The organism is Pseudomonas sp. MYb13, from assembly GCF_002980075.1.
GTDB lineage: Bacteria > Pseudomonadota > Gammaproteobacteria > Pseudomonadales > Pseudomonadaceae > Aquipseudomonas > Aquipseudomonas lurida.
In genome coordinates, this window is record NZ_PCQI01000003.1 from 170137 (window position 1) to 191421 (window position 21285).

At 58.8% G+C, this 21285-nt stretch carries 20 protein-coding genes and 1 pseudogene; 11 read left to right on the forward strand and 10 right to left on the reverse strand.

From position 1 onward, the window contains the following. Positions 1 to 2: 2 nt before the first annotated feature. From CQ002_RS07680 to arnC, 7 genes are read right to left on the reverse strand one after another with little or no spacing between them, the layout of a single operon-like run. Positions 3 to 1394, reverse strand: coding sequence for a UDP-glucose 6-dehydrogenase (locus CQ002_RS07680; RefSeq protein WP_034105251.1), 1392 nt, complete (start codon positions 1392 to 1394; stop codon positions 3 to 5). Continuing rightward, entirely contained in the window at positions 1391 to 1804 is a 414-nt protein-coding gene (arnF, locus tag CQ002_RS07685; protein ID WP_069023808.1) for a 4-amino-4-deoxy-L-arabinose-phosphoundecaprenol flippase subunit ArnF, read from the reverse strand. The genes CQ002_RS07680 and arnF overlap by 4 nt, the downstream gene beginning before the upstream one ends. Beyond that, on the reverse strand, positions 1801 to 2148 hold the full coding sequence (gene arnE, locus CQ002_RS07690; RefSeq protein WP_105162289.1) for a 4-amino-4-deoxy-L-arabinose-phosphoundecaprenol flippase subunit ArnE: 348 nt from the start codon (positions 2146 to 2148) through the stop codon (positions 1801 to 1803). The genes arnF and arnE overlap by 4 nt, the downstream gene beginning before the upstream one ends. Beyond that, positions 2145 to 3800 (reverse strand): lipid IV(A) 4-amino-4-deoxy-L-arabinosyltransferase, encoded by a 1656-nt coding sequence (gene arnT / locus CQ002_RS07695; RefSeq protein WP_105162288.1) that lies wholly within the window; start codon positions 3798 to 3800, stop codon positions 2145 to 2147. Before arnT ends, arnE begins: the two co-directional genes overlap by 4 nt. Next, positions 3797 to 4681, reverse strand: a complete 885-nt coding sequence (gene arnD / locus CQ002_RS07700) for a 4-deoxy-4-formamido-L-arabinose-phosphoundecaprenol deformylase (protein WP_105162287.1) — start codon at positions 4679 to 4681, stop codon at positions 3797 to 3799. Before arnD ends, arnT begins: the two co-directional genes overlap by 4 nt. Beyond that, a complete protein-coding gene (arnA, locus tag CQ002_RS07705; RefSeq protein WP_034105261.1) occupies positions 4681 to 6672 on the reverse strand; it encodes a bifunctional UDP-4-amino-4-deoxy-L-arabinose formyltransferase/UDP-glucuronic acid oxidase ArnA in 1992 nt (663 codons plus the stop codon). The genes arnD and arnA overlap by 1 nt, the downstream gene beginning before the upstream one ends. Further along, complete coding sequence (arnC, locus tag CQ002_RS07710; RefSeq protein ID WP_105162286.1) at positions 6669 to 7700, reverse strand: undecaprenyl-phosphate 4-deoxy-4-formamido-L-arabinose transferase; 1032 nt, start codon at positions 7698 to 7700, stop codon at positions 6669 to 6671. The genes arnA and arnC overlap by 4 nt, the downstream gene beginning before the upstream one ends. A 411-nt stretch (positions 7701 to 8111) precedes the next feature. Here arnC and CQ002_RS07715 point away from each other — a divergent pair, with 411 nt between their 5' ends. Further along, on the forward strand, positions 8112 to 8936 hold the full coding sequence (locus CQ002_RS07715) for a M949_RS01915 family surface polysaccharide biosynthesis protein (protein WP_034105265.1): 825 nt from the start codon (positions 8112 to 8114) through the stop codon (positions 8934 to 8936). 108 nt (positions 8937 to 9044) lie between these two features. Beyond that, on the forward strand, positions 9045 to 9959 hold the full coding sequence (xerC, locus tag CQ002_RS07720; protein ID WP_034105267.1) for a tyrosine recombinase XerC: 915 nt from the start codon (positions 9045 to 9047) through the stop codon (positions 9957 to 9959). A gap of 126 nt (positions 9960 to 10085) precedes the next feature. On the opposite strand, the gene CQ002_RS07725 is transcribed toward xerC, so the two are convergent. Next, the gene (locus CQ002_RS07725) at positions 10086 to 10943 is read right to left on the reverse strand and encodes an SDR family oxidoreductase (protein WP_034105269.1); all 858 of its coding nucleotides are present in this window, start codon (positions 10941 to 10943) and stop codon (positions 10086 to 10088) included. A gap of 224 nt (positions 10944 to 11167) precedes the next feature. After that, the gene (locus CQ002_RS07730) at positions 11168 to 12376 is read right to left on the reverse strand and encodes a multidrug effflux MFS transporter (RefSeq protein WP_098466515.1); all 1209 of its coding nucleotides are present in this window, start codon (positions 12374 to 12376) and stop codon (positions 11168 to 11170) included. Positions 12377 to 12533: 157 nt separating this feature from the next. Here CQ002_RS07730 and CQ002_RS28770 point away from each other — a divergent pair. Both CQ002_RS28770 and CQ002_RS28775 read left to right on the forward strand, forming a co-directional pair. Next, a pseudogene (locus CQ002_RS28770) lies at positions 12534 to 13289 on the forward strand (MCP four helix bundle domain-containing protein); the annotation flags it as partial. A gap of 132 nt (positions 13290 to 13421) precedes the next feature. Continuing rightward, positions 13422 to 14147 (forward strand): methyl-accepting chemotaxis protein, encoded by a 726-nt coding sequence (locus CQ002_RS28775; RefSeq protein ID WP_371919446.1) that lies wholly within the window; start codon positions 13422 to 13424, stop codon positions 14145 to 14147. Positions 14148 to 14207: 60 nt separating this feature from the next. Here the strand turns inward: CQ002_RS28775 and CQ002_RS07740 are convergent, their stop codons facing one another. Then, entirely contained in the window at positions 14208 to 14567 is a 360-nt protein-coding gene (locus tag CQ002_RS07740; protein WP_034105273.1) for a helix-turn-helix domain-containing protein, read from the reverse strand. Positions 14568 to 14670: 103 nt separating this feature from the next. On the opposite strand from CQ002_RS07740, the gene CQ002_RS07745 reads away from it, so the two are divergent. From CQ002_RS07745 to CQ002_RS07775, 7 genes are all read left to right on the forward strand, one after another. Continuing rightward, positions 14671 to 15420: an SDR family NAD(P)-dependent oxidoreductase gene (locus tag CQ002_RS07745; protein ID WP_034105276.1), complete on the forward strand. Its 750-nt coding sequence runs from the start codon at positions 14671 to 14673 to the stop codon at positions 15418 to 15420. A 570-nt stretch (positions 15421 to 15990) separates the two neighbouring features. Beyond that, positions 15991 to 16449, forward strand: coding sequence for a hypothetical protein (locus CQ002_RS07750; protein ID WP_105162284.1), 459 nt, complete (start codon positions 15991 to 15993; stop codon positions 16447 to 16449). Between the two features lie 58 nt (positions 16450 to 16507). After that, the gene (locus CQ002_RS07755) at positions 16508 to 17335 is read left to right on the forward strand and encodes an inositol monophosphatase family protein (protein WP_177431155.1); all 828 of its coding nucleotides are present in this window, start codon (positions 16508 to 16510) and stop codon (positions 17333 to 17335) included. 140 nt (positions 17336 to 17475) lie between these two features. After that, entirely contained in the window at positions 17476 to 18774 is a 1299-nt protein-coding gene (locus CQ002_RS07760; protein WP_105162283.1) for a site-specific integrase, read from the forward strand. 188 nt (positions 18775 to 18962) lie between these two features. Further along, positions 18963 to 19280, forward strand: a complete 318-nt coding sequence (locus tag CQ002_RS07765) for a transposase (protein ID WP_079380470.1) — start codon at positions 18963 to 18965, stop codon at positions 19278 to 19280. Further along, positions 19277 to 19612 (forward strand): IS66 family insertion sequence element accessory protein TnpB, encoded by a 336-nt coding sequence (tnpB, locus tag CQ002_RS28455; RefSeq protein ID WP_033951059.1) that lies wholly within the window; start codon positions 19277 to 19279, stop codon positions 19610 to 19612. The genes CQ002_RS07765 and tnpB overlap by 4 nt, the downstream gene beginning before the upstream one ends. A gap of 51 nt (positions 19613 to 19663) precedes the next feature. Further along, positions 19664 to 21217: an IS66 family transposase gene (locus CQ002_RS07775; RefSeq protein ID WP_105162282.1), complete on the forward strand. Its 1554-nt coding sequence runs from the start codon at positions 19664 to 19666 to the stop codon at positions 21215 to 21217. Positions 21218 to 21285: the final 68 nt, after the last annotated feature.

Consider the following 21285-nt stretch of genomic DNA (forward strand, 5'->3'; position numbering starts at 1 on the left):
TATCAGGCTTCCACGACCTGTTCTGCCACGTGAGCTACCCACTGCTGCTGGGGAATTGGCAACTGGCAGGAGTCGCCACGGCCGATCGGGTAGTAGTGGAAGCCTTTGCGCGCCAGGCGCTCACCGTCGTAAAGGTTACGACCGTCAAAGATCACCGGGGTTTTCAGGCGCTGGTGGATCAGGTCGAAGTCCGGTGCCTTGAACTGCTGCCATTCCGTGCAGACGATCAGCGCATCGGCGCCGCCCAGGGTGGATTCCGGCGTGCCCATCAGCATCAGCCGTGGATCATCGCCATAGATGCGCTGGGTTTCCTGCATGGCTTCCGGGTCGAAGGCGCGCACGTTGGCACCCGCGGCCCACAGGGCTTCCATCAGCACACGGCTGGGCGCATCACGCATGTCATCGGTGTTGGGCTTGAACGCCAGGCCCCACAGGGCAAAGGTCTTGCCGCGCAGGTTGCCGTGGAAGAACGCATTGATGCGTTCGAACAGCTTGCTTTTCTGGCGCTGGTTGATGGCTTCCACCGCTTCAAGCAGGTCGCTGGAGCAGTTGGCCTGCTTGGCGCTGTGGATCAGGGCGCGCATGTCCTTGGGGAAGCACGAACCGCCGTAGCCGCAGCCGGGGTAGATAAAGTGGTAACCGATGCGCGAGTCGGCGCCGATGCCCAGGCGCACGGCTTCGATATCCGCCCCCAGGTGTTCAGCCAGCTCGGCGATCTGGTTGATAAAGCTGATCTTGGTGGCGAGCATGCAGTTGGCGGCGTATTTGGTCAGCTCGGCGCTGCGCAGGTCCATGAAGATGATGCGGTCATGGTTGCGGTTGAAGGGCGCGTACAGGTCGCGCATCACGTCGCGCACCTCTTCACGCTCGCAGCCGATGATAATGCGGTCCGGGCGGCGGCAGTCGGCAACGGCCGAGCCTTCCTTGAGGAATTCCGGGTTGGAGACGATATCGAACTCCAGGTGCCGGCCGGCCAGGTGCAGGGCTCTTTCGATATGGGCGCGCAGGGTGTCGCCGGTGCCGACGGGCACGGTGGATTTCTCCACGAGGATCACCGGCTGCTTACGGTGGCGAGCGACCGCATCGCCCACCGACAGCACGTACTTGAGGTCAGCCGAACCGTCTTCATCCGAAGGCGTCCCTACGGCGATAAACAGCACTTCGCCGTGTTCAACGGCCAACTGCTCGTCAAAGGTGAAATGCAGGCGCCCACTCTCCAGATTCTCCTTCACCATGGCCGCCAGCCCCGGCTCGAAAATGCTCACGTGGCCTTGCTGCAGCAGCCTGACCTTGTTCTGGTCGACGTCCATGCAGATGACATCGTGACCGACTTCGGCTAATACGGTGGCCTGTACCAGACCGACGTAACCACTACCAAATACACTGATTTTCATGGGGCATTCCTGGAAGTTGTAGCGCTAGCACGACGAGAGTTGATGATCAGCACACCGAGGATGACAAGCGCCACCCCCAGGGTTTTTGAAACGGAGAAATGTTCGTTGAACACCGGCAGGCTGGCCGCCAGCAAGTACACCAGGGCGTAGCTGATGCTCAACAACGAATAAGCGCGACCCAGCGGCAAGTGCTTCAGCGCGCCGAGCCAGCAGAGCATCGACAGCGCATAGGCCAGGATCGCCAGGGTCACTACACCGAGGGCGCCCAGGTCGATGCTGTTGTGGGTGAACGCGTCCAGCCATTCGTTGGGCAGCGGCAGGCGTGTCATGCTCCAGCGCATGCCCAGTTGGGCGACACTGACCAGGCCGACGCTGCCCAGGGCCAGGGCAAAGCCTTGGACCCGGCTCATACGTGGCGCCCCAGCAGCACGACACCGCCGATCACCAGCGCCACACCCAGCCAATGACGGCCGTCGACGGGCTCACGGAAGACAAACCGCGCCACCAGGGTGACCAGCACAAAATTCAGGCTGAGCATGGGGTAGGCAATGCCCACTTCAAGGCGTTGCAGCACCAGCAGCCACACCAATAGGCCCAGGCCCAGGCACACCAGCGCCGACCACAACCACGGCGAACGCAGCTTCAGCGCCCAGCCGTCAGGCAGGTCGCGCCAGCTTTCCACGGCAAATTTCTGCGAGACCTGGCCCATGCAGGTCAGCAGGCAGGCACTCAGTAACAACAGCAAGGTGATCATGGCGTCACCTGCGGGAAGATCAGGATCACGATATTGCCTTGTTCATAGCGCTGGCCGTCGGTGGGCAGCAACGCGACTTCGGCACGCTCATCGTCGCCCTTGACGCGCATCACCACGCCGACCGGGCCTTTTTGCCGCGCCTGGCTCATCCACTGCTGGACCTGGGTGATATCCACCTTGTGATGGCCGGCATCGGGATAGGCGAGACCGTATTTGACTTCGCCGATGGTGTTGTAGAGCGTCACGTCAGGACGCGCCAGGCGCCACGACAGCGCCGATGCCGCCCCCAGGTCATTGCTCAGCAAGGCAGTGGCGGGGCGCAGTTCCGCCAGGTGGTCGATGATGAACTGGTCAGGAGTCTTGTTGTAGACCACCGAATGCGGCAACGCCGCCGGCAACAACGCCACCATGAGCCAACTGCCGAGCACCGGCGCTGCCCAGAGGCGCAACGGCTGTGCGGCCTGCAACAGGTTGACCAGGATCCAGCCGAACAGGAAGGTGAACACCAGCACCAGGCTGAGGGTTTCCTGACCGTGTTCGTACACCGGCTTCTTGAGTTGGAACCAGCTCAACGCCAGCAGCACCACTACGCCAATGACGAGGTTCAGCCAGCCGTTGATACGCAATGCCCGGTAGCGGCCCTCGGCCAGTTTGTCGGCCAGGGTGTTGCCCATCAGGAGGGCCAGGGGCAGCAGGCACGGCATGATGTAGGAGGGCAGCTTGCCCTTGGCCAAGCTGAAAAACGCCAGCGGCATCAACAGCCACAGCAATACAAAGCCGATTTTTACGTTGCGCTTGTCGCGCCACGCCTGTTTGAAGGTAGACGGCAACAGGGCCACCCACGGCAGGCTGAACGCGACCAGCAACGGCAGGTAATACCAGAACGGTTCGGCGTGCTGGGCGTCGTCGCCGGCAAAGCGTTGGATATGCTCGTGCCAGAAGAAGAAGTTCCAGTAGTCGGGCTCTTGCAGATGAACCGCCAGCGCCCACGGCAAGCTGACCGCAATCGCGACCGCCACGGCAACCAGGCCGTAGCCCAACAGCTCACGTAAACGCTTCTGCCAGATCGCGTAGGGCAGGGCGATCAGCACCGGCAGCAACCAGGCCAGGAAGCCCTTGGTCATGAAACCCATGCCACAGGCCAGGCCCAGCAATGCCCAGGCCCCCAGGCGAGCGCTGCGCGTGGTGCTGTCAAAGCAAAACCACAGGGCCACGCCGGTCAGGTTCACCCAGAAGGTGAACTGCGGATCGAGGTTGGCATAACCGCCCAGGGCCGCGACGCTGGCAAAACTCATGTAGAGCACGGTACTGACCAGGCGCTTGCGCGGGTCATTCCACAAGCGGCGGCTGACCGCATACACCAGCAGGATGCTCAGGCCGGTGCTCAGCGCCGACGCAAACCGCACGCCGAACAGGTTCTGCCCGAAGATCGCCTGGCCCAGCGCGATCATCCAGTAGCCCGCGGCGGGCTTCTCGAAGTAGCGAATACCCATGAAGTGCGGCGAGGCCCACTTGCCTGTCAGCAGCATTTCCTGGCTGATCTGCGCATAACGGGTTTCGTCTGGAATCCACAGGCCGTGAGTGGCCAGCGGCAGCAGGTAAAACACGCCAAATGCCAACAGGAGCAGGGGCAGGGCCCAACGGCGGATCATGCCTGCTGCACTCCGAGCCAACCTTCACGGCCGGGCAAGGCGCCGCGCACCAGTTGTTGCTGGGGCAGGGTGGTCAGGTCGGCGGGCAACAGGTCGCCCAGGGGCTTGAAGTCGATGCCACGCTGCCCTGCCTGGGCGAGCAATTGGCGAAAATCATTGGCCATCAGAATCCCTTCTACTTCTGCGTGGATCGTATAGACGTTGAGCTTCGACTCGGCAAAGCGGTCGAGGATGAACCCGTTGAAGTCTTTGGCAGCCACCACCGGCCCGACGACTTCGTCGAAGGTTGGCAGGTCTACCGGAATTTGTGGGGTGCCCGCGCTGCCATCGGCCAGGATAGGACGAAACAGGCTGGTGCCCCGGCAATCGCTGTTGTAGCGAAAGTTGAAACCTTGCTTGGCATGCACCACGCGCTCATCGGCGCGCCAACCGGCGGCCGCTGAACAGTCGACACGTTCGCCAAGGATGTCGCTCAGGGTGTCGACCCCACGGCCGATCTGCTCGACCAGTTGAGCCTCGCTCCAGCGCCCGGTATTGGCTTGCCAGCCGTGGTGATCCCAGGCATGCAGGCCGACTTCATGCCCGGCCGCCCTGGCCTGGCGCATCAGGTGCCCCAGGTCACGGCCAATCGGCTTGCCCGGCCAGGCGGTGCCGGCCAGCAGGATGTCCCAGCCATACAGGCCGGCGGCATTGGAACGCAGCATCTTCCACAGGAACTGCGGGCGGATCAGGCGCCACAAGTGGCGCCCCATGTTGTCCGGCCCGACACTGAAGAAGAACGTCGCTTTGACCCCGGCTTCGTCCAGGGTTTCGAGCAACCGCGGCACACCTTCACGGGTGCCACGGTAGGTGTCGACGTCGATGCGAAGACCTGCCTCCATTACTTTTTGTCCGCGATTTCGAGCATCGCTTCACGCAGGAAGAAGTCCAGCGTGTTGCCGATGGTTTCGCTCATCTCCACGGTCGGCTCCCAGTTCAGCAGGCGCTTGGCGTTTTCGATGCTTGGCTTGCGGTGCGCCACGTCCTGGTAACCGGTGCCATAGAACGCTTTGCTTTCCACGTCGCGGAAGCCGGCGAACGGCGGGAAGTTGGCGCGCAGCGGGTGGGCTTCGAACTGGCGCAGCAATTCTTCGCCCAACTGGCGGATGCTGGCTTCGTTTTCCGGGTTGCCGATGTTGATGATCTGGCCGTTGCACGCGTCGTTGTCGTTATCGATGATGCGCGCCAGGGCTTCGATGCCGTCGGCGATATCGGTGAAGCAACGCTTTTGCTCGCCACCGTCGAACAGGCGGATCGGCGTGCCTTCCACCAGGTTGAGGATCAGCTGGGTGATCGCACGGGAGCTGCCGATACGTGCCGAATCCAGGCGGTCCAGGCGTGGGCCCATCCAGTTGAAGGGACGGAACAGGGTGAAGTTCAGGCCCTTGGCGCCGTAGGCCCAGATCACGCGGTCCAGCAGTTGCTTGGAGACCGAGTAGATCCAGCGCTGCTTGTTGACCGGGCCGACCACCAGGTTGGAGGTGTCTTCGTCGAAGTATTGATCCTGGCACATGCCATAGACTTCGGAAGTCGATGGGAAGATCACGCGCTTGTTGTACTTGACGCAGTAGCGCACCAGCTTGAGGTTCTCTTCGAAGTCCAGTTCGAACACACGCAGCGGGTTGCGGGTGTATTCGATCGGCGTGGCGATGGCCACCAGCGGCAGGACCACGTCGCACTTCTTGATGTGGTACTCGATCCACTCGGTGTGGATGCTGATGTCGCCTTCGACGTAATGGAAGTTCGGGTGGCTGCGCAGGCGCTCGATGGCGTCGGAGCCGATGTCCAGGCCGTAGACTTCGTAGCGGTCGTCACGCAGCAGGCGCTCGGACAGGTGGTTACCGATAAAGCCGTTCACGCCCAGGATCAGCACGCGGGTACGGCGCGGCTTGCGGCCGGACTCGGCACCGCGCAGCACGGAACCGTCGACCAGGCCCAGTTCGTTGGCCAGTGAAGGGCCGGCCAGGTACAGGCCGTTGTCGTTGCGCTGGCCGAACTTGATCACCAGGGAGTCCACGCCGCAGGCAATGCGCAGCGGGTTGACGCTAATCACACGGCCCGGTGCCAGGCCTTCGTTGCCTTTGACCACTTCAGCCTGCCACACGATCAGCTTGTGCTCGCCCACCGCACAGAAAGCACCCGGGTAGGGTTGGGTCACGGCGCGGACCAGGTTGAACAGTTCTTCAGCCGGTTTTTTCCACTCCAGTTTGCCGTCGGCGGCGGTGCGGCGACCGAAATAGGTGGCCTGGCTTTCATCCTGGGCGGTTTCTTCCAGCTTGCCCTGGGCCAGTTGCGGCAGGGCGTCGCGCAGCAGGTTGCTGGCGGCGTCACGCAGTTTGGCATGCAGGGTCAGACCGGTGTCGCTGCGCTCGATGATGACTTTCTGTTGGGCCAGGATCGCGCCGGCATCCGCACGCTTGACCATGCGGTGCAGGGTCACGCCGGTTTCGGTTTCGCCGTTGACCAGCACCCAGTTGGCCGGAGCACGGCCGCGGTATTTAGGCAGCAACGAGCCGTGCAGGTTGAACGCCCCTTTGCGCGCGGTGGCCAGCAGCGGCTCGCTCAGCAGGTTGCGGTAGTAGAAGGAGAAGAGGTAGTCCGGGTTCAGCTTGGCGATGCGCTCGATCCACAACGGGTGGTTGGCGTCTTCCGGGGCGTGCACCGCAATACCGTTGCGCGCGCACAACTGGGCCACGGAACCGTAGAAGTTGTTTTCCTTCGGGTCATCGGCATGGGTGAACACAGCAGCAATTTCGTAACCCGTATCGAGCAGCGCTTCGATGCCTGCACAACCAATATCGTGGTACGCGAATACAACAGCTTTTGAACTCATGATTGGACCTGATCAGCAGAAGTAGAGGTATGGGAGGACACCAGGCCGTCGACGACGACCACGGGAGCCGGTGCTGCCGGTTGGTTGCGCAGCACTTTTTCGATAAAGAAGCGCGGGCGGGCGCGCACATCGCTGTACATGCGGCCCAGGTATTCACCCAGCAGGCCCATGCCGATGAACTGCCCGCCGGTGAACACGAACAGCACCGCGAACAGTACGAACAGGCCATCGCCGGCCCATTCGGCACCGAAGGCCAGGCGCATGACGATCAACGCAAACGCAAACAGCATGCCCAGCGCCGCCAGGCTGAAGCCGACGATGGACAACAGGCGTAGCGGGGTAGTGGTCATGCACGTCAGCAAGTCGAACATCAGGCTGATCAGGCGCATGGCGCTGTACTTGGATTCGCCATGCTCGCGCTCGGCGTGGTGCACCAGGATCTCGGTGGTATGACGGGCAAAACCGTTGGCCAGGATCGGGATGAAAGTGCTGCGTTCGCGGCAGGCGAGCATTGCGTCGACGATGGTGCGGCGATAGGCGCGCAGCATGCAGCCGTAGTCGGTCATGGCCACGCCGGTGGAACGCTGCACGGCCAGGTTGATCAGGCGCGAAGGCCAGCGGCGAAAGGCCGAGTCCTGGCGGTTGTTGCGCACGGTGGCAACCACGTCGTAGCCCAGGGCGGCTTGTTCGACCAGGCGCGGGATTTCTTCGGGCGGGTTTTGCAGGTCGGCGTCGAGGGTGATCACCACTTCGCCCCGGCACTGCTCGAAACCGGCCATGATCGCCGCATGCTGGCCGTAGTTACGGTTGAGGATCACCGCCACCACGTTGCTGCCGTCCTCTGAGGCGGCGTCTTCCAGCAGTTGGGCCGAATTGTCGCGGCTACCGTCATCCACCAGGATGATTTCGTATTCGTAGGCCAGTTGCTTGCAGGCTGCAGTGGTACGACGCAGCAATTCAGGCAGGCTCTCTTGTTCGTTGTAGACCGGGATAACGATCGACACGCAATGAATAGGGTAGGGTTTCAAAGATTCATGACCTCGGGGTTAGAGCAACTTGGAGCGTGAAAACAGCAGCAATCATTGGGCGAAAGTCCAGGCCGCAGATTAAAAGTTGGCGCCAAAGGTGGAGCATAATCAAGAGGTTAGACGATATAGCGCGGCTTGCTATGAAGTTCTGTGTTCAAGATTAAGCGTAAAAATGTGGAACAGATATGAAAGCCGGATGAAAAACTCGTTTATTTGACAGGTAGACAGCTAGGGTTCAGCTAAGCAACTAAGGGGCCGCGGGCTTTAATCGGGAGGCTAAATAAGAATTGTTTGTAGCCCGTTTGGTTCAACTGCCCGTGTGCGTTCAGTGATCGAATTTTAGTGAAGAATCTTCTCTGCAATGCACCCCAAGTGCCGGTAAAGTAAGCCGTCTCTTGCCAGGGTGATCGGATGAATAGCGTGCAGCTTTTACGCGGCCAGTTGCGGCCTGCGTTGATGGGATCGTTGATGGGGTTGTTGATGAGCGTGACGTGGGTCACGACAGTGCAGGCCGATGACGCAGTGGCGCTCACCAGCATCGACCAGGTGCCGGACGGCGTGGAGGTGCGCGGCAAGCAGATCGCCGCCTATACCTGGGACGATAAACAAGGCAAGAACCTGCTGGTGCTCGCCGAGCAGGTCAGCGAGCGTGACGACGACGGCACCCAGTCGGCGTTCGTGTACGCGGCCCAATACCTGATCGACGGCAACCGCCCCAAACGCGTGTGGATGCTCTACGACGATGTGCAGCATTGCGAGTTCGACGCCGCCCTGCGCTTCGACAGGACGGCCACCAAGGTCACCGACCTCGCCGGCGATGGCATCACCCAGGCCACCGTGGGCTATTCGCGCACCTGCACCAGTGACGTGAGCCCCAATGAATTCAAACTGATCATGCATGTGGGCAAGTCGCAGAAGTACCGTTTGCGCGGGGTCGACCGTGTCGGCGCGGCCTGGTGGGACGAAGAAGCGGGCGCCTTGCGTGGCATGCCGTTGCCCAAGGATTGCAGCGTGGCCGGGCAGCAGGCGCTGGTCAGCCAGTACAAGGAGCAAGGCACCGAGCTGCCATTGCCAGGGTGTTATAGCGACGAGAAGGACTTCGCCAAGGCGCCGCAAGAGTACCTGGCGTTCATGCGTCAACACTGGTTCGCACTGATGCAGAAGCAGGACAGCGAATGGAGCCAGACCCAGGTCCAGCCACAGGAGCCCACCGACGAAGATGACACGGCGCCGTGATTTTGTGCGAGGGCTGCGCCTGGGTTAGACTCGGCCTTCGCCAATTCACTAAATAGCTCGATTAAACAAAGGCTTGTTCGAGTTATTTAATCCAAAGGCTGATCTACCTTGACTGAGTCTATTCGCAACCCGCTGACCCTCTACCTCACCCGCCTGGCACCTTCCAGCCAACTCACCCTGCGCTACGTGCTGCAAGATGCGGCCGACCGCCTGGGCTTCGAGGACATGAGCCTTGAAGACATCGACTGGCACCTGCTGCAACCCGAGCACGTCATTGCCCTGGTCGCCGCCTTGCGAGAGGACGGCTATGCGCCGAATACCTCTTCGTTATACGTCAATGCGGTGCGTGGGGTGATGAATGAAGCCTGGCGCCTGAACCTGATCGACCAGGAGCACCTGCTGCGCATGCGCACCGTCAAGGCTGCGCCGGGTACGCGCCTGGGCCAGGGCCGCAACCTGCGGCGCAGCTTGATCCGCGAAATGATGGAAGTCTGCGCCGCCGACCCGCGCCCCCAGGGCCTGCGAGATGCCGCGGTGATCGGCATTCTGTATGGCTCCGGCATGCGCAAGTCGGAATCGGTCAACCTCGACCTGGCGCAGATTGATTTCCAGGCGCGCAGCCTGCGAGTCATCGGCAAGGGCAACAAAGAGCTGATCAAGTACGCGCCGGACTGGGCGTTCGCCAAGTTACAGGCGTGGCTGGCGTTCCGACGCGAACACCTCAAGGAAGGCGAGCAGGATGACAGCTTCCTGTTCAACCGCATCCGTCGCGGGAGCCACATCACCCGCGAGCGCATCACCAAGCATGCGATTTACTACATCGCTCGCCAGCGCGGTGAACAGGTGGGGGTGAAGATCATGCCCCATGACTTCCGCCGCTCGTTCATTACACGGGTGATCGAGGAGCATGACCTGTCGATTGCGCAGAAGCTGGCGCACCACACCAATATCCAGACCACCGCCAGCTATGACGTGCGGGACGACAACGAGCGGCGGCGGGCGGTGGATCGGTTTGATCTGTAGGGTCAGGTGAATGGGATCCCCTGTGGGAGCCGGGCTTGCCCGCGATGCGCACACCTCGCAATTGCTGTTGTACCGAGGTGATGCAATCGCAGGCAAGCCAGCTCCCACAGGTGTATTGGGCAGGGGTTAGAGGATAGGCTTGCCGCCCGTCACCGCATAACGCGACCCAGAGATATAACTGGCTTCATCCGAGGCCAACAGCACATAGATCGGCGCCACCTCCACCGGCTGGCCCGGGCGGCCCAGCGGGGTTTCGCTGCCGAAGCTTTTCACGTCTTCATCGGTCATGGTCGCCACGATCAACGGCGTCCAGATCGGCCCGGGGGCCACGCTGTTGACTCGGATACCTTTGCTACCCAGCAACTGCGCCAGGCCACCGGTAAAGTTGGCGATCGCGCCTTTGGTAGCGGCATACGCCAGCAGGGTCGGCTTGGGCATGTCGGAGTTCACCGAGCTGGTATTGATGATCGAACTGCCGGCCTTCATGTGGGGCAGGGCTGCCTTGCAGATGCGAAACATCGCTGTGATGTTGATATCGAAGGTCTTCACCCATTCCTCGTCCTCGATTTCCTCGAGGGTTTCATGAGTCATCTGGAAGGCGGCGTTGTTCACGAGCACATCAATGCGGCCAAATTGCTCGACGGTTTTGTCTACCAGCGCCTGGCACACGCTTTTCTGCGCAATGTCACCGGGCAGCAACAGGCATTGGCGCCCGGCTTCCTCGACCCAGCGTGCGGTTTCCTTGGCGTCCTCATGTTCATCCAGATAAGCGATAGCCACATCCGCGCCTTCGCGCGCAAAAGCGATCGCAACGGCGCGACCGATGCCACTGTCGGCGCCGGTGATCAGCGCGATCTTGTTGGCGAGGCGGCCGGAGCCCTTGTAGCTCTGCTCGCCGCAATCCGGGTAGGGGTCCATTTTCTTCTGCGAACCCGGCACGTTCTGGGCTTGCGGCGCGAAGGGTGGGCGGGGGTAGTCAGTCATCTCAATCTCCATAGGTTTCCAAAGGTGCTATGGGATTAGTAGTTTTGCGCCGGACGATAGTTGTAGTGGATGCCACTCAAGCCCGACGAGTGGTTGCTTCAAGCGGATGCACACACGCTATTCGCCACCGGTGCCCTGGGCCTGGCGGATCGGCTGCGCGGTAGTCGACCCTTGGCATTGGAGGCGGTGAGGGGGGGGGTGGAGACCCACCCTCAGGGCTGCGGTCAGGAGGAGGGCGGGGCGCTCGCCAAGTGGGTCGGCAGGCGGCGCAGCGTCCACAGGGTGGTGAGCATTGCCGCGATGGCGCACAGTGCGATACCCACTAGCATCGGCGCGGGTGTGTGGTCGGCGAACACACCGACCAACGTCATCGACACGGCCGCCGTGATCATCTGGATCGCCCCGAGCAAGGCCGAGGCAGAACCGGCCACCGCGCCATGATCCTCTAATGACAACACACCCGCTGCCGGCAGCAGCAGGCCGAGAAAGCCGAAGCCGACGAACAGCAGCGTCATCGTCAAGGCCAGGCTATCAACCCACAGCGTGGTGGCCGCCAGCGCGGTCATGACCGCAGCCACGGCAACCACCGACCAGCGGATCAACGGTGCCAGGCCAAAGCGTGCAGTGAGGCGCGCGGTCAGCTGGCTCATGGCGAAAAACGAGGCAGCATTCAGGGCAAAACCCAAGCTGAACTGGGTGGGCGTCAGGCCGTAATACTCGATGTACACGAACGGTGCGCTGCCGATGAACACGAAGAAGGTCGCCAGGCCAAAACCACACACCACCGACAAACCGATAAAGACCGGGTCGCGCAACAACGCGCCGTAGCTGCTGAACGCATTGCCCAGGGTCTTGCCCAATCGACGTTCGGCCGGATGGGTCTCGGGCAGTTGCACGATGGTCATTACCAGGCACGCCACGGCAACGACGGCCAGCACGGCAAACACTTCGCGCCAGCTCCACCACGAGATCACCAGGCTGCCGGCGAGCGGCGCGAGGATCGGCGAGACGCTCATCACCAGCATCAGCAACGCCATGAGTTTCGCCGCTTCATGCCCGGTGTACAGGTCACGCACGATGGCCCGCGGAATCACCATGCCCGCGCACGCACCAAACGCCTGCAAGGCACGAAAGGCGATCAGTGTTTCGATGGTCGGCGCCAGCGCACACCCGACACTCGCCACGGCAAAAATCACCAGGCCTGCATAAATCGGTGGCTTGCGCCCGAACACGTCACTGATCGGCCCGTAGAACAGCTGGCACACGCCAACGATGACGAAAAATACAGTGAGGCTCATCTGCACCAGTGCTGGCGAGGCATGCAGGCTTGCGCCCAGGGTCGGCAAGGCTGGCAGGTAAATATCGATGGCGAAGGGGCCGACTGCAGTGATCAAGCCCAGGAGAAGGGCGAGGTGGGCGATGCTTCGAGACATGGGCAGTTCCGGGCAGTGCGAGGGCCGGACAGCTTAAGGGATCCGTGCAGATCCGCAAACTTAGGCTTCAATAACAAGCGATTGTGGCCGATAACATCAACAGCGAGGCTTCTGCGGTTGGCTTCCCAACCGGATGACCAGGCACGGGGATATCAGCATGACGATCAAACTTCGCTTGATGCTGTTGATTGCGACCGGATTGCTTACGGCCCTGATCATGAGCCTGGCCGGCTACCTGGGAAATACCCGGATGGCCGATGCCGTGCAGGACAGCGAGCTCAGCATGACGGCGCTGCGCAACCATATGGAAGCCGACATGATGCACGACGCCCTGCGCGCGGATGTGCTGTCGGCCATGCTGGTGGGCCTGGGTAAAAGTACCAGCACGAAGGCGCAGGTCAGCGATTCGCTCAAGGAGCATGCCGAGCATTTTCGCCAAGTGCTGGCCGATAACCTCAAGCTGCCACTGGACAACACGCTCAAGGCAAACCTGGAAAAAATCAAACCCAGCCTGGAAAACTATATAAGTACCGGCGAGCGCATCGTCGCCCTGGCGCTGGAGGACCCCGACGCCGCCCGGGGCGAACTGGGCACGTTCAACGCCGCCTTCAGCCAGCTCGAAGACCAGATGGCGACGCTCAGTGAACTGATCGAAAACAACACCCAGCAGGCCAGTGTCGGCACTCGGCAGAGCATCAGCGCCGCCAACTTCACCCTTGGCGTGGTGTTGATCGCCAGCCTGTTGCTGCTGTTGGCCCAGGGCCGCTGGGTCATCCTCAGCATCATGGCGCCGCTGCAAACGGCCAGCCGGATTGCCGACAGCATTGCCCATGGCAACTTGAGCGAACCGATTGTCGAACCCGTCCGCAAGGATGAAGCCAGTGCATTGATTCGCAGCCTGGCCACCATGCAACGGGATTTGCGCGGCATGATCGACGTGGTGCGCAGCAACGCCCATAGCGTCAATACCACGAGCGAGCAACTGAGCCACGGCTGTCACGAAGTGGCTGGCAGCAGCCAGCAACAAAGCGCGGCGGCAAGCACCATGGCCGCTGCCGCGAGTGAAATGACCACGAGCATCGAGGAAATCACTCGGCATGCCGAGCGAGCATTGGCCATGGCCAACCAGGCTGAAACACTGGCCAAGGACGGTGGCCGGGTGATTCATCAGGTGGTCAGCGACATGGACGGCATTGCCCGATCCGCGCAACAGTCCGCCCAGGTCATCCGCACGCTGGACAAAGAGTCCGAGGCCATTTTCAGCATTATCCAGGTGATCAAGGGAATCGCCGACCAGACCAATTTGCTCGCCCTGAATGCCGCGATCGAGGCCGCCCGTGCCGGTGAGCAGGGACGCGGTTTTGCCGTGGTTGCCGATGAAGTACGCAACCTCGCCGGGCGCACCAGTGCCTCGACCCAGGAAATTGCCAGCATGGTAGGGCGTATCCAGCAAAGCACACGGGAAGCCGTCACCAGCATGGAGGAGGGCGTTGCGCAGGTCGATAAGGGCATGGCAGTGACCGCCGACGTGGAGCGGTCAATTCGTGAGATTCTCCAGGCCACCTTGAATACCACCGAGATGGTCAACGATATCTCCCGAACCATCGGGGAGCAGAGCCTGGCCAGCAATGAGATTGCCCATCAGGTGGAGATGATTGCGCAGATGTCGGAAAGTAACAGTCGCGTAATCGGCCAGACAGCGTCGACGACGGACGAATTGTCCAGCTTGGCAGGCAAGCTGTCGCAGTCGGTCGACCGATTCAGGCTATAACGTATTGATTTAACTCAACTAAATAGTCATTTAGTTGAGTTGGATACCAGGGCAGGGGGCTCACGCCCCGGAGAGGGCAGACGTGCGTCGTTCGGCGATGCGCTCAACCGCTTGCATATGCTGCGTACCCCATTGGCACAACGCGCCCAGCGCCGTGGCCAAGGAATGGCCGAAGGGCGTGAGGGAGTACTCGACCTTCGGCGGTATCTCGTGAAAGTCCACACGAGCAATGATCTCGTCGCGCTCCAACTCCTTGAGTTGCTGGATCAATACCTTGTCAGTCACGCCGCCAATCGCGCGTTTTAATTCGCCATATCGATGAACATTCTGCGCCAGGTTGAACAGAACCAGGGGTTTCCATTTGCCGCCAATCACCGCCAATGCAGCTTCCAGGCCACAGTTGAATGAGTTGTTCGCCATGATGATGAAGGCTCCGAGGGGATACTTACTAAAAGGTGCATACTATTCAAAAGAATAGCGCAGATCTACAGTTGGGCCTCAACCTTATTCATTGGAGCTCACCATGAGCAGGCTCAACGGGAAAATTGCAGTGGTTACCGGCGGCAACAGCGGCATTGGCCTGGCAACCGCCATTCGCTTCGCAGCTGAAGGCGCGCAAGTCGTGATTGTAGGACGTCGCCAGGATGAACTGGACAAGGCGCTTCACCTGATTGGCCATGAAGCCATCGCCATCCAGGGTGACATTTCCAACCTGGACGACCTGGCGCGCATTTTCACTCAAGTCAAAGCCGACAAGGGCCGAGTTGACGTGCTGTTCGCCAATGCGGGCCTGGGGGATTTCCAGCCGATCGGATCGATCACCGAGGAATCGTTTGACCGGACATTCGGCATCAACGTCAAAGGCACGCTGTTCACCGTGCAAAACGCGTTGCCACTGATGCCCGCTGGCAGCTCAGTGATCCTGACCGGTTCAACCACCGGCACCATGGGCACACCGGCCTTCAGCGTGTACAGCGCCACCAAGGCTGCGCTGCGTAACTTCGCCAGAAGCTGGGCGCTCGATCTGAAAGGCACCGGCATTCGCATCAACGTGCTGTCACCAGGCCCGATCTCGACACCAGGCCTGGACCTGGCGCTGTCAGGCACGGGACAAAAGGAAGCAATCATTGATGACATGACGGCGCAGGTTCCGTTGGGTCGTATCGGCAAGCCTGAAGAAGTCGCAGCCGCCGCGTTGTTCCTGGCGTCGGATGAGAGCAGCTTCATGACGGGCAGTGAAATGTTTGTCGATGGAGGCTTTGCTCAGGTTTGAGCAAGACAGGGGTTTTGCCTGTTGAAATCTGACGGGCACTGCCCCTGAATGCGCAATACGATATTACGCATAATGTATATTATGTTAAATGTTGTATCTGGCTTATCCACCAAACCAACCCTGTCCACCCCCAAACCGTAAACCCGCAATCCATACCCTCCAATGCTGATGTAAGGATCTGCAGTTAAATGGAAAACGGTTTTCCAGTAACAAATCTTCGTAAAATCAAACGGATATGACTCTCCTTGCAGTCAGGTTTTTGTAAATAATGGAATTTTCGATATTCGCACCTATCGTTAACTCATTGTTCTACATAAGGTAATCTTCAAAGCTCCACGGCCGTAAATTTTGATCAGTTCAGTGGAAAATTCGTGCGGGGGGAAGAAATTCCGCTAGTTTCGTGCACGATAGGCAACTGATTTAATTGGTTTTTTAAGTTTTTAGTGGAATATCCATACATTCCCTCTTTTGGCAGTTAGCCGGAAAATCCATGAAAATTATCCCTTTCGCAATGATCTACATGTGGGAGAAACTCCTCGACTCGGATCCTGCGATTTTGGTGTGGCTAAGATGCAAAGAGCATATCTGGATTGCGAATTCACCTCCCTTGATCCCTACTATGAGCTCATTAGCCTCGCATTGGTCGTTCCCAATGGCCCAGAATTTTACGTTGAAATAGAAGACGGCTGGATCCTTAGTGATTGCTCCAACTTCGTTCAAAAGGTCGTGCTTCCCCTCCTCGACCTTGATAAGTATGGAAGAACGCAGTCGCGAGCTGCGGACGAGCTACAGCATTGGCTAAGTCAGTTCGATGGTCTTGAAATCATCAGTGATGCGCCACAATGGGATTGGGCGTTGTTAGTTCGATTGGCAGGTCCAGACGGGTTGCCAAAAGGAGTGATATCTAGTTCGATCGCCTATGCAGATCAGGCACAGATGACCGACCTGGTCTTTCCTCACCATGCTCTACAGGATGCAAGATTGATTGCCGATTTTGTGGAGTCGATTCGAAATCGGCAGCTTGGCTAAAACGAGTGCTCGAACCAAGATTTGACTTCAATATTCGGAATCTAAAGTCAGAGGTTTTATGAAAGTCGTGAACCTAATTACGCTGCTCGAGCAGGTAGTAAATGAGGTAAGACTCGCAGGAGAACTGCTGGCTTCAGAGTGGGAAAGACCTGCAGGGCCGCGTGGTTATGGCGACAAAGCAGCAGTGGACATCGAGATTGAGCAGCAGCTTCGCAAGTCTCTACTCCGGTTGCTTGACTGTGATTTTTGGGGTGAGGAAACCGGGCATGCTTTAACTAACGATGCATGGTGTTGGGTAATAGATCCAAATGACGGCACCGCTGATTTCCTGAAAGGTGTCAGAGGCTCATCAATTTCTGTAGGTTTACTACGCGATGCTCAGCCTGTTTTAGGGGTGGTTTACGCGCCCGTAACTGATGACCGCGGTAAGGATTGCATTGCGTGGGCGGAGGGACTATCACATTTGCTTCGCAACGGTTGCCCCCTTGAAGTGGATCTGAGTCAACAAAACATAGCGACTGACCGGCTTGTTATGGTCAGCGCTGCCGCAGTGGGTAGACCTGAAGAAAATAGCGAGTTGTGCTTCCCTGGTACGTTTCATGCCATGCCTAGCATCGCCTACCGACTTGCACGTGTAGCTGCTGGTGATGGGGTCTGCGGTATTTCGCTTTATCCCGTGTCAGCTCATGATGTGGCCGCTGGTCACGCACTACTTAGAGCGAGTAAAGGCGAGTTGTTCGATCAGGACAGCAACATCATCACTTATAGCAACGATATGACCAAGGTCTCACTCAGATGCTTTGGAGGAGCTCCAAATGCGTGTGTTGATCTGTTAAGTCGGGATTGGTCGCGGCTTTTGTCTCCTCAGTTGCCCCGTGATGTTTGAAAAACAATCTGAGGAGTAGGTAGACAATGCGTTCAGCAAAGAAATGTAATATCCGATAACGCGCAGACTCGGTTATTGCAGGGCTGCCAAACGCTGCCTATCATCGAGGCACGTTGTTCCGTCTCTTATTTGGTGCTTACATGGCTACAACTCCAATTCCTTTATTTGAAGCGTACAACCGTTTTCGAAACCTGAATTTTAGTCGTGTGATTGATGAACTGCCTCTTGTCTCTCAGTACCTGTTCTCCTTTCCGTCAGAGTTGAAGGCTCAGGATGGTTACCTGGCGGTACGCGGATTTCTAAAATCCTACTCAAACAATGAAGCCACGTTCAATTCCTACCGCACCCACGTTGAACGTCTGCTGCTGTGGTCTCTTCTGATCGCCAAGAAGCCGCTTCTCGAACTCAAACGCCATGATTGTGAGAGCTTCCTGGAGTTTTGCTTACAGCCTCGTCCTGAGTGGATTGGTCCTGTCGTCAAATCGAGATTTACCCGGGTGGGAGGTCGTAAGGCTGCTGAAACTGACACCTACATCATCAACGACAAATGGCGGCCCTGTAACGTCAAAATCGATAAGCAAATTCGCAAGGTCGCTGCGGAGAACTGTAAAGATGTAGATGAAACAGCCTACAAAATGTCTGCTGGCTCGATGGGTCAAGTGTTTGCTGTTTGTGGCAGTTTTTTTCAGTACACAATCGACGAAGGCCTGACCGCTGACGCCAATCCTATTAGGTCCGTCAAACAAAAATCCAACTTTAAGCAGCGCAACACGGTGATCGGCTCTGGTAAGGCGCTGACTCCGCTCCAGTGGAATTATGTAATCGAGACCGCAGAAGTCATGGCTGCAGAGGATCCTAGGCACGAGCGTACGCTATTCATTGTGGCCACCCTCTTCTCTCTCTACCTCCGAATCTCTGATCTCGTCGGTCGGGACAACTGGAAGCCTACAATGGGTTCGTTCGAGTACGACGGTGAAAACTGGTGGTTCAACGTTGTCGGTAAGGGCAACAAGGCCGCGAAAATTAGCGTGCGAGACGAATACATTGAAGCCTACTTGAAGCGTTATCGGACCACCCTCTCCCTTCCCCCCTTGCCGTCTTACAAGGAGAGTACTCCATTAGTCACAACGGTCAGAGGTCGAGCTGGCCTGTCAGATCGTTACATTCGTGCCCTCATTCAGATGGTGTTCGATAAATCACTTCAGCGCATGAAGGACGAGGGTCAAACTGACTTAGAGATGGACAAGCTTCGGTCGGCATCCCTACATTGGTTGCGTCACACGGCGGCTACATTTGACGCGCCATTTCGTGATATCAAAGATCTCCAAGCTGACTTACGCCACGAGAGTATGTCGACAACTCAGAACACCTATTACAACTCGCTGGATCAGAATCGTGCCAAGTCAGTTAAGGGGCTCGGGATCAAGGACAGAGGTTAGGATTTCGCTAAAACCAGCAAACTCGGCTCGGCTCGACGAGGTCGATCGGGACACCACGGGTTCAAGGGCTCCAATACGGCAGTTTTGAGTAAGCGTCCGGCCAAGTCACCTACCGAACTCCAGCATTAAGGGCGATGGTGTCCGCGTATTTTTAAGCGGACGCGATCGCCCTTATCGCAAGGATTTCCATGCGCCAACGAAGCTCTTACCCGAAACCATTCAAAGCCCAGGTCGTCCAGGAATGCCTGCAACCCGGAGCGACAATTTCCAGCGTAGCCATCCATCACGGCATCAATGCTAACGTGATCCGCAAGTGGCTACCGGCTTACCGGGATCAATCGCCTGCAACCTTGCCGGCTTTCGTTCCGGTAAAAACGGTACCAAGGCGAGCATCAGAAGAGATGGTGATGATCTCGCTGCCTCTGGGTGATAAATCCATCACCGTAAAATGGCCAGCCTCGGATCCGGACGGCTGCGCCTGTTTCATTCGTGGCCTGGCCCAATGATTCGCGTCGATGCAATTTGGCTCGCCACCGAGCCTATGGACATGCGCGCCGGCACTGAGACTGCGTTGGCCAGAGTGGTCGCGGTGTTCGGTGCGGCGAAGCCGCACTGCGCTTACCTCTTTGCCAACCGTCGGGCCAATCGGATGAAAGTCCTAGTGCACGACGGCGTCGGTATCTGGCTGGCGGCACGGCGCTTGAACCAAGGTAAGTTTCATTGGCTAGGCCTCTATCGTGGAACGGAGGTCGAACTCGACCCCGAACAACTCCAGGCGCTGGTACTTGGATTACCCTGGCAACGAGTCGGTGCGGGCGGCGCAATTACATTGCTTTAAATGCTGCCTTTTAACTGAAGCAGTCGGGCTGCTTTGGTAAAATCCACCCCCATGACTTCCTTGCCCGATCTCGACCAAATGACCCCCGAACAACTGCGCACACTCGCTGCGCAGTTGATGTCCAAGGTCGACACCCAGAGCCGAAAGATCCATCGTGATGAAACGATCATCGAACAGCTCACTCACGAAATCGCCATCCTTAAGCGCCACAAGTTTGCCAAGCGCAGCGAGCAGATCAGCCCGGCGCAAGGCAGCTTGCTCGATGACCTGCTCGATACTGACCTCGAAGCCATCGAGACCGAGTTAAAAGCCCTTCATCCCGCTCCCGCACAGGCAGAACCACGCCAGCAACCCAAGCGTGTACCGTTGCCACCGCAGTTCCCACGTACTGTGATCCATCACGAGCCGGACTACACCCAGTGCGCTTGCGGCTGCCAGCTTCAGCGCATCGGTGAAGATGTCAGCGAAAAGCTGGACTACACGCCGGGCGTGTTCACCGTCGAACAGCATGTGCGTGGGAAATGGGCATGTCGGCAGTGCGAAACACTGATCCAGGCCCCGGTGCCGGCGCAGGTAATCGACAAGGGTATCCCCACTGCTGGCCTGCTGGCCCATGTGATGGTGGCCAAGTTCGCCGACCACCTGCCGCTGTACCGGCAAGAAAAGATCTTCGGCCGTGCCGGCCTGGCCATTCCGCGCTCGACACTGGCGCAGTGGGTGGGTCAAACCGGCGTGCAGCTTCAGCCCCTGGTCGATGCGTTGCGCGAAGTGGTGCTGGCCCAGCGCGTGGTTCACGCCGATGAAACGCCGGTACAAATGCTGGCTCCGGGAGAGAAGAAAACCCATCGTGCTTACGTCTGGGCCTACAGCAGCACGCCATTTTCGGCACTCAAGGCTGTTGTCTACGACTTCAGCCTCACCCGTGCCGGCGAACATGCGCGTAACTTCCTGGGTATCTGGAACGGCAAGCTGGTCTGTGACGACTTCGCCGGCTACAAGGCCAGCTTCGAACTGGGCATCACCGAAATCGGCTGCATGGCGCATGCAGGCCGCAAGTTCTTCGACCTGCATGTGGCCAATAAAAGCCAGTTGGCGGAGCAGGCGCTTCACTCGATTGGTGGGCTGTACGAAGTCGAGCGACATGCCAAGGAAATGAGTGACGAAGATCGCTGGCGACTACGCCAGGAAACGGCGGTGCCCATCGCTGAAAAACTACATGAGTGGATGCTGGCACAGCGTGGACTTGTGCCCGAGGGTTCGGCCACAGCCAAAGCTCTGGATTACAGCCTCAAACGCTGGGTAGCGCTGACGCGCTACCTGGACGATGGTGCTGTGCCCATCGACAACAACCAGATCGAGAACTTGATCCGGCCATGGGCGCTTGGGCGGTCGAACTGGTTGTTTGCGGGATCGCTGCGCAGCGGCAAGCGGGCGGCAGCGATCGCGAGCCTGATCCAGTCGGCGCGCTTCAACGGGCATGACCCGTATGCTTATCTCAAGGATGTGCTGACGAGGTTGCCGACGCAGCGAGCCAGTGAGATCGAGCAACTGCTTCCGCATCGGTGGACGCCTGGCCGATCTGTGCAAAGTGCGTTTACTTTATGAGGGGTGTGTTGACTCGTCTGACGATGCAGCGGGTGAGCGAAATCGAACGACTCCTGCCATAAGAATGG